At 52.2% G+C, this 3,765-nt stretch carries 2 protein-coding genes; both read left to right on the top strand.

What is annotated here, in order from left to right; genetic code table 11:
- Nucleotides 1-1,633, top strand: a 1,633-nt coding sequence (locus RMO35_RS12140; RefSeq protein WP_309741511.1) for a CTP synthase, incomplete at its 5' end; no start/stop codon positions are given.
- Nucleotides 1,634-1,855: 222 nt separating this feature from the next.
- On the top strand, nucleotides 1,856-3,628 hold the full coding sequence (locus RMO35_RS12145; RefSeq protein WP_309741512.1) for an aspartate kinase: 1,773 nt from the start codon (nucleotides 1,856-1,858) through the stop codon (nucleotides 3,626-3,628).
- The last annotated feature ends 137 nt before the right edge of the window (nucleotides 3,629-3,765 follow it).

Consider the following 3,765-nt stretch of genomic DNA (forward strand, 5'->3'; position numbering starts at 1 on the left):
CGTCACTGGTGGCGTAGTTTCGAGTATTGGCAAGGGCATTGTCGCCGCCAGCTTAGGGCGATTGCTCAAATCGCGCAACTATTCAGTCTCGATCCTCAAACTCGATCCTTATATCAACGTCGATCCGGGTACGATGAGTCCCTATCAGCATGGGGAAGTATTCGTCACCAAAGATGGAGCCGAAACAGACTTAGACTTGGGGCACTACGAGCGATTTACCGATACATCGATGTCGCGGCTCAATAGCGTCACTACGGGTTCGATCTATCAAGCGGTGATTAATAAAGAACGTCGTGGCGACTACAATGGCGGCACAGTTCAGGTGATTCCGCATATTACCAACGAGATCAAAGAACGAATCGATCGAGTCGCTAAAGATACTAATCCCGATGTGGTAATTACGGAGATCGGTGGTACTGTCGGCGATATCGAATCCTTACCATTTCTCGAAGCGATCCGCCAGTTTCGCAAGGAAGTGGGCAGACGGAATGTAATTTATCTACATGTCGCGCTGGTGCCGTGGATCTCGACGGCGGGGGAGATGAAAACCAAGCCGACACAGCATTCAGTTAAAGAATTGAGATCGATCGGGATTCAACCAGATATTTTAGTTTGTCGGAGTATCCAGCCCCTGCTACCAGGGATTAAAGAGAAGCTCTCGGAATTTTGTGATGTGCCTGTCGAATCGGTGATTAATGCGCCGGATGCGAGCAGTATCTATGAAGTACCGCTAATTATGGAGCGAGAAGGATTGGCTTCCCAGGCGATCGATCTGCTCCATCTCGAACAGCGTACCCCCGATCTGACTCAATGGCAAAATTTGGTCGATCGAATGCAGACATCTACCCAAGAAGTCAAGATCGCGCTGGTTGGTAAATATACTCAACTCGGCGATGCTTATCTGTCGGTAGTGGAAGCCCTTCGACATGGCGCGATCGCCAATGGCGCAAAATTAGAAGTTGTCTGGGTAAATTCGGAAGATTTAGAGTGCCACGGGGCGGCTAAATACCTCGCTGACGTGCAGGGGGTGGTTGTCCCTGGCGGGTTCGGGATTCGTGGTGTAGAGGGCAAAATTGCCGCCATCCAGTACGCCCGCGAGCATCAGATCCCCTTCCTCGGATTGTGCTTGGGAATGCAGGCGGCGACGATCGAATGGGCGCGGAATGTGGCTAAACTCGATCGAGCAAATAGTTCGGAATTCGATCCCGAAACCCCCAATCCAATTATCGATCTCCTCCCCGAACAAAAAGATGTCGTCGATCTCGGTGGGACGATGCGCCTGGGGTTATATGCCTGTCGATTGGAAGAAAATACTCTGGCGCACAAACTCTATCAACAAACCGCGATCTACGAACGCCATCGCCATCGGTATGAGTTTAATAATGCCTACCGCAATCAGTTGCTCGACAGTGGCTATACGATCAGCGGCACATCGCCCGATACCCGATTGGTAGAAATCATCGAACTGCCTTCGCATCCGTTCTTTATCGCCACGCAGTTTCACCCCGAATTTCAGTCTACGCCGAGCTTGCCCCATCCGCTATTCAAAGGTTTGATGTCCGCTGCTTTGGCAAAGATCGCGAAGCCGCAGGTGGAGTATCATCTGCCGGAATTGGTAGCCGAGCGGGAATAGGAAGATGGGAGATGGGAGATGGGAGATGGGAGATGGGGCGACGGGGAAAATGCTCATACCATCTTTACCTCCCCTAGATCCCGTAGATCCCGTAGGGTGGGCACTGCCCACCAATTAGGTTTCAGGCATAATCTATATTTATAAATAGTTGTGCCTAGCTACTTAGTAGGGAACATTAGGAAAATGTTTGTTTAATGTGGTTTTAGGGATAGCAGAAAAAAGATGGCGTTAATCGTACAAAAATATGGGGGGACATCGGTTGGTGACGCCGAGCGGATTCAAGCCGTCGCGCGGCGAGTGGTGGCTGCTGTTAAAGCTGGTAACGAACTAGTTGTGGTCGTTTCGGCGATGGGAAAAACTACCGATGGATTGGTTAAACTAGCGCGGGAGTTATCTAGTCAGCCATCTCGGCGCGAAATGGATATGCTACTTGCCACAGGCGAACAAGTGACGATCGCGTTACTGAGTATCGCCATTCAAGAATTAGGACAGTCTGCCATCTCCCTGACTGGCGCACAAGTGGGCATCGTCACCGAAGCCGAGCATACCCGCGCGCGGATTCTGGACATCGCCCCCGATCGCGTCAAGCGGCACCTGCAAGAAGGTAAAGTTGTTGTGGTTGCTGGATTTCAGGGCGTGAGTGCCACAGGCGATCGAGACATTACCACCCTAGGTAGAGGTGGTTCGGATACCTCTGCTGTCGCGCTAGCTGCCGCTCTCAAAGCTAGTGCCTGTGAGATTTATACCGATGTGCCGGGAATTTTGACGACAGATCCTCGAATCGTCCCCGAAGCTAAATTATTGACCGAAATTACTGCCGATGAAATGCTCGAACTTGCCAGTTTAGGTGCAAAAGTGTTGCATCCTCGTGCTGTCGAAATTGCCAAAAATTACGGCGTGCCCCTAGTCGTCCGATCGAGTTGGACGGACGATCCGGGTACTTGGGTTGTGTCTCCAGTCCCCGCACCGCGCCCCCTCACCGGGTTAGAAATTGCCCGATCGGTCGATGCTGTGGGATTTACCACCGACCAAGCTAAAATCGCCCTCTTACAAGTACCCGATCGCGCCGGGATTGCCGGACAACTCTTTGGCGCACTCGCTCGCGAACGGGTAGACGTCGATCTGATCGTCCAATCGATCCACGAAGGCAACACCAATGACATCGCCTTTACCGTCCACAAACATGCGATCGGACGCGCCCAGGCGGTCGCTGAAGCTATCTCGCCCGTCCTGCATGACAACTTTGTCCCCAGCCACGCTGACATCCTTGTAGCGGACGATATTGCCAAGGTGAGCATCTCCGGTGCGGGGATGATCGGTAGACCCGGAGTAGCTGCCAAAATGTTTAGGATCCTTGCCGATGCAGGCATTAATATTCAAATGATTTCGACTTCAGAAATCAAAATCAGTTGCACGATCGCCAGTAAAGATTGCGATCGGGCAATTGCCGCTCTGTGTCAACAGTTCGAGATCTCTACCTCTGCCAATGAAAATAATCTTGCCCCAGTTACCGCACCCGCAGTGCGTGGCGTCTCCCTCGACCTCGATCGCGCCAGATTAGCTATACTGCAAGTACCCGATCGTCCCGGTATGGCTGCCGAGTTATTTGGGATCTTAGCCGCAAATAACATCAGTCTGGATGCGATCGTCCAATCCCAACGCACCCGCGTCATCAATGGTGTCGCTACCCGCGATATTGCCTGTACCGTCGCCCAAAATGATGCCGCTGATGCCAAACGCGTCCTCGAAGCCTCGGCGACTCAATTGGGTTGTGGAGCCGTTGTCGTCGATGAATCGATCGCCAAAGTCAGTATCGTCGGTGCGGGGATGGTCAGCAATCCTGGTGTCGCCGCCAAAATGTTTAGTGCCCTAGCTGAAGCTAAAATTAATATTCAAATGATTTCGACATCCGAGATTAAAATTAGTTGTGTAGTCGCCCGTTCTCAAGGCATCGACGCGCTCAAGACAGTTCATCGGGCGTTTGGTTTGGGATAGGGTTTAGGCTTCAGGGGGAAAGGGGAAAGGGGAAAGGGTAAAAGGTAAAAGGTTAATCCTTGTATTCGCCCAGTCCCCCTGTCCCCCCGTCCCCCCGTCCCCCCGTCCCCTCATCTCCCAGTCTCCCAGTCTCCCAG

The organism is Chamaesiphon sp. OTE_20_metabat_361, from assembly GCF_031364565.1.

Excerpts from the sequence above, each read along its gene's own strand:
- RMO35_RS12145 (WP_309741512.1), top strand. The coding sequence starts at position 1,856 with ATGGCGTTAATCGTACAAAAATATGGGGGGACATCGGTTGGTGACGCC.